The following is a 5,933-nucleotide window of genomic DNA, read 5'->3' on the forward strand; positions in this document are numbered from 1 at the left end:
GTTGTGACTAGTGATACTTATTATTCTGTAACAGTTGATGATTATGGACGAGTGACAGGTGGTTCAACAACTCCTCCTTCAACGACAGCAAGTGATATTCAAGACAACTTAATTGTGGATGCTGACATCAATACGAACGCAGCGATTTCTTGGTCAAAGATTAACAAGACAGGGGCAACTCCAAGTGATGTTGGCCTAACTGTAAATAGTGCTGGCCCTCTTGGAACGACTTCTGCTGTTGCCACAGAGAATGTCGTTAAAACGTACGTCGATACTTTTGCAACTTCTACGGCAGATGCGAAAGTTATTGATGATATGAGTGGAGTGCAAACGACAATTGCTCCTTCTGTAAATGCTGTAAAGAATTATGTGACAGCACAAACTGGTGGGATCACTTCTTCGCAGTGGACAGACTCTGGTTTGGATATTTATTTTAATACTGGTAATGTTGGAGTTGGTACTTCATCTCCTGCACACACACTTCATATTGATGGGACGACAGCTGTTTCTGGAATTATTAGAGACGTTAATGTTGGCCTAAATAAACTACAGCTTAATTACGACACAGCGCTAAACTCAAATTCAATTTCTCTTCAGTCAAGAGAGAGTATGTACTTTATTTCTGATATCTCTCCACTTGGCTCTGGGCCTCATCACTTTGTTTTCGCTTCAGGTAACACAAATGTAAACTCTGCTGCAGAGTTAATGAGGATTGAGTCGACGAGTGGAAATGTTGGTATTGGTACGAGTGCGCCTTCTGAGAAGCTAGAAGTTAATGGGAATGCAAAAGCATCTGGTTTTTGTATTGGAGCGGATTGTATAACTTCTTGGCCAACAGGCAATGCCGGTACTGTTACTTCTGTTACAGGTGGAGCAGGACTAACTGGTGGAACGATCACTTCGACAGGAACTCTTGCAGTTGATGTGGGAACATCAAATGGCAAAATTGCTCAAGTTGGAGCCGGGGATAAATTAGCAGATTCAATTATTAATTATAATCCGGCACTTGATGTTGCCTTAACTGGTTACACAACGGGAGCCGCCTCAAGTATTGCTGCTACTGATACTATTTTACAGGCCTTTGGAAAGATCCAAGGACAGCTTGATGCTCATGCTACTTCCATTGCTGCTGCAGTAACTTCTGTTACTGGTGGAACAGGTCTGACAGGAGGTACGATTACATCAACTGGAACTCTTGCCGTTGATGTGGGAACGACGAATGGCAAGATTGCTCAAGTTGGAGCGGGAGATAAGCTTGCCGATTCAATTATCAATTATAATCCGGCCATTGATGTTGCTCTTACAGGATTTACAACAGGTGCTGACTCAAGTGTTGCTGCTACCGATACGGTTCTTGAGGCGTTTGGAAAAGTTCAAGCTCAACTTAATTCTCAAGCAACTTCGATAGCTGCTAATTCAACACAATGGACAACGTCGGCAAGTGATATTTATTATTCAACTGGTATGGTGGGGATTGGAACATCAACACCGAGTACAACACTGACAGTAAGTGGTGACTCCACTGTTTGGGGAAAACACGAAATCGATTATAACGGTGTTAATGATGCCTTACATGTTCACCAAGAGGGAACCGGGAACCTATTGTCATTAAGTACTGGCGCCGGTTGGGATCAGAAAATTGTTGTTGATAATGAAGGTCAGATGGGAATTGGAACGACTTCTCCTCGAACAAGTTTCCATTTATCAAATAATGTGACAAATAATTCAAATATCGATGAATCAGGACTATATTCTCAAACGCTACATTCAATTGATACAAGTGGATCTTACTCTACACGTGGAGCTTATGTCGTGAATGCCACTCAAATTGATTCTGGTGTAACTTCTTCTGGAACTCAAATAGGACAGTTGACACAGGCCCTAAGAAATTCTGCGGCAAGTGGAGATAATGGTACATTGGCCGTGCAAACTGCTTCTAACATCGCTTATGGACATTACAGTTATGATGGTACAGCTAATCCAATTACGACAGATGCATATGGGATCAAGGTAACGAATTATAATCGATCTGGAACAGTGACAAATGCCTATGATCTTCATATTGGTAACGTTAGTGGAGCAGGTGGTACTGTTACGAATCGATTTGGACTTTACCAAGTGGGAGCAGCTTATAAAAATTACTTCCAAGGAAGTGTCGGGATAGGGACTAATTCACCAACGACAGAATTAGAGGTTAGTGGAATTGTATCTGCTAACAATATTGGTTTAAGTCTTCCAGCTTCAAACTCACTTGATAGCAAAGCTTTACCGGCAGGTATATATCGTTCAAATACCTCAACGACAGGTTCTCCAACTCCTGGAGAAAGTGGTGCAACACTTAATATGCAAAGTGGAGTTGTAAGTGGTGCTGTTGCTCAACTTCATATCAAAGCAAATAATACTGAGGACCCTCGTGCCTTTATTCGCCATAGCGATAACACGGGAGATTTTAAGGATTGGCAAGAAATAGTAACTGCTGATGCCTCAGGTAATGTTGGTATTGGCACAACGGCAACTGGGAAACTAACTGTAGATGGAAATATTAATGTGACGGCAACTAACGATATTTGTATTGATGGTGCTGGTTGCTTATCTTCTGTTGTTGCAGCAAGTGGTGAACAAAATACAGCATCTAGTGCTGGAGGAACTTCTCTTTATAAAACAAAGACTGGAGCAGACTTAGTCTTTAAAGGTTTAACAAGTTCAAGTGATATAACTCTAACGGCAAATACCAATGACGTTGGACTTGCTATCAATACAGCAAATGGAGCAAGTGAGCTTTTAAGACTAGACGCCAGTGGGCGTGTACCAGCTTCTAATGTTATGAGTACTCCTCTTACGGGCTATGCTGTAGGGACAAATTCTGTACTTGCACCTACCGATTCAATTATAGATGCTTACGGAAAACTTCAAGCACAGCTCAATGCTCAATTTACTTCCATTACTGGACTTGATACCGATGATGTTGCCGAAGCCGGAAACTTATATTTTACTGATGCTCGTGCACAAAGTGCTGCTGTTGTTAATTCAACGGCCGGTAGTGAAACAACTCAAGCACCATCTGTGAGTGCTATTAAAAATTATGTGGATGCAAGAGCTACTCAGTGGTCGACTTCGGGAAGTCATATTTACTATAATTCTGGAAACGTCGGGATTGGAACAGCATCACCGCTTGCTAAATTTGAAATAAATGGAAATATGACTTTAAAAGGTGGATACCTCACTCTACAAAGACCCGTGACTGCAGGTAGTTGGGCCCGCGGTATGCACTATACACCAGATGGAAGTGTTGATGCTACTAGTAACGGGCTTGCAGGTTTTGGATTACTAGGAAGTGCAACAACTCAACAGAAGCTTTATATGACATTTGGAGCTGCTCCTTGGAATAGTACAACTGGAATTATTGTTGAAAACACTGGGCGAGTAGGTATCGGGACGAATGCACCTCTAGGTCAAATTCATACATTCGGAACGGATCCTATCTTCTTTGACCGTGTCTCAGGTAACCCTTCTCACTTACTCTTACGTAGTGCTAAGGGAAGTATTGGGGCAGAGGTTGCACCTTCTGATAATGAGGAAATAGGACGTCTTTCATTTACAGGTTTTGATGGTTCAGACTGGGCCACAACCGCATTGGCCGGAATTATTGGTCGAGCATCAGAAGATTGGAGTCCAACAACAAGAGGGACGGATCTTGATTTTAAAACCGTAACAAATGGATCTCTTTCAGAGCAAACAAGAATGATCATTGCAAATGATGGTAAGATTGGTGTTGGTTCAGCTGAACCAATTTCAAAACTTACGGTTAGGGGTGCTGATGATGTCACTAATGGCCCAACTCTAACTCTTGCTGGAGATGTGACTAATCAATTTGAAGGCGGTCGTATTCGCTTTACTGAGCCTAATAATTCATTTCAGGGTGGATATATTCACTATGATGGAACGGGGCCAGACTATCTTCACATTGGTGTTCATGAGACGGCCGACCTTTTAACATCAAGTGATACCAATGCTATCAGCATAAATCGTCAAACGGCGAATGTTGGGATAGGGACAAGCTCTCCATCATCACGACTACATGTTTATGAAAATGGAAAGAGTTATCATGTTAATCGTAAGATTGATGGCCATTCACAAACTGAAAACTCAACAGGGATAAACTATATTCTTCTTCACCGTGCTTATGATGGAGCTCTCTTAGAAGAGCACTATGTAAATGGTGAAATCAATATAAGACGTGGTGGAACGGCATCATGGAATAGAAAAATTTCGGCACAAGTTAATACGGCCTGTGCTTATGATAGCTGTCGAGGAAATGTTCTTAACTTCGGAGAGTATACTTATCTTTCTTATGTTACTTATAGCGGCGTGAAATATCTTGCCCTTGCAATTCCGAATGGATCATCAATGTATAATGCGACTTTTACTGGTTATACATATAATGCTACAGGAGTAGAGCAATTAAGACTTGTTTATGATACAGATGTAACGGATGTGTCAGAGTTTTCTCAAGATTACTTAAGAGCAAGAGATATTCAACTTAGTATGGACGATGCTATTGGCTATAGCCTCGGTTCGGCCGAAAATGAGTATGCTATTTATCCATATCTTGTAGGGATTCAATCTAAAACAGGTCTTGGGCCTTCGACTCCACATAACAATGCCTTGAGTATCGAATCTGATGCCTTGATAACATTTGTTGAAACAGATGCTGATAAGGTTTCTGGTTATATGGATGTTAATACGAATACATTTGTATGGGATGGTAATGTTGGGATTGGAATAACGGCTCCTGCAAATAAGCTTCATGTTTCAGGTAATATTGGAGCAACTGGTTGGATTGGTGCTGGCTGTGAGGGCTCATGTTCTACTGATGCTTATGCTATTAACTATGCGGACGGACGCATTAGAACATATTCAGGGACTGGATCAGTTTGTGAAAAATCTGGAGGCTCTGCAACCTTTTCATGTTCTTCAGATCGAAGACTTAAGCATGAAATTGAAGACTTCAAAGAAGGTATCGACGTGATCATGAAACTTCGTCCACGTACTTATGTTTGGAATGCAGATGAAAGCGAAAAAATTAATTACGGATTTATTGCCCAAGAAGTTCAAGAGGCAATTCCTCATGCAGTAACTGTAGATAAGCAAAGAGAGGATGGGGAATACCTAACTCTTAATCAAGGAGAGTTTACTCCTTATATTATCAATGCTCTTCAAGACCTTAATCATATGATTGAAGATAATAAGAAGATGTTTAATTTCATGAGTAGTGGAATTGAAACAAAAGTAGATGAAAATAGTCGAGAAATCGCGAGCCTTAAAGAAGAGAATGCTGAGATTAAGGCCGAAAATAAGATGCTTAAAGATTATCTCTGTTCAAAAGACCCTGAAGCTCCATTCTGTGAGTAATAGCTATTATTTAACTGACTGAAAAACATGGCTACTTAGAATCACTTCCGGCAGATAAGTCCTCTAAATGACATTTAATTATTGATCTTAACGAAACCATTCTATACTGACGATAAGCCACTGTATTAACAGAGGATCTTGGTTGTACGTTAGTCGAAAATTAACATTTATTTTAGCAATTTGTTTAGGTCTATTCTTAAATCTAAGCGCTTTTGCGTCGACAACTAAGCTTGGCTACTCTGGCCGTCTTGTCCTGACAAATGGTACACCAGTTACTGGAACTCCCGATCTTAAATTTGATCTTTTTTATTCTGGCACTACTGGAATAAATAGGGGAACTCAGACAATTAGTGCTGTTCCACTTTCAAATGGAATTTATACTGTTGAGTTAGACTTTGCAGGTATTGCAAGTGTGATCGATGCTATTCCAACAAATGAAACTTTAGTGATTCAAGTAACAGACATAACGGATGCGATGAATCCAGTTGTCTATGATTCTCAAAATATTCTAGCAACTCCAA

At 40.6% G+C, this 5,933-nt stretch carries 2 protein-coding genes; both read left to right on the top strand.

All coding sequences use genetic code 11. The features are described 5' to 3' along the window. On the top strand, positions 1–5,412 hold a 5,412-nt coding region (locus tag M902_RS04395), incomplete at its 5' end, for a tail fiber domain-containing protein (protein WP_021266548.1). A gap of 142 nt (positions 5,413–5,554) precedes the next feature. Then, positions 5,555–5,933, top strand: a 379-nt coding sequence (locus M902_RS04400; protein ID WP_021266547.1) for a hypothetical protein, incomplete at its 3' end; no start/stop codon positions are given.

This window comes from Bacteriovorax sp. BAL6_X, from assembly GCF_000443995.1.
In the GTDB taxonomy this organism is placed as follows: domain Bacteria; phylum Bdellovibrionota; class Bacteriovoracia; order Bacteriovoracales; family Bacteriovoracaceae; genus Halobacteriovorax_A.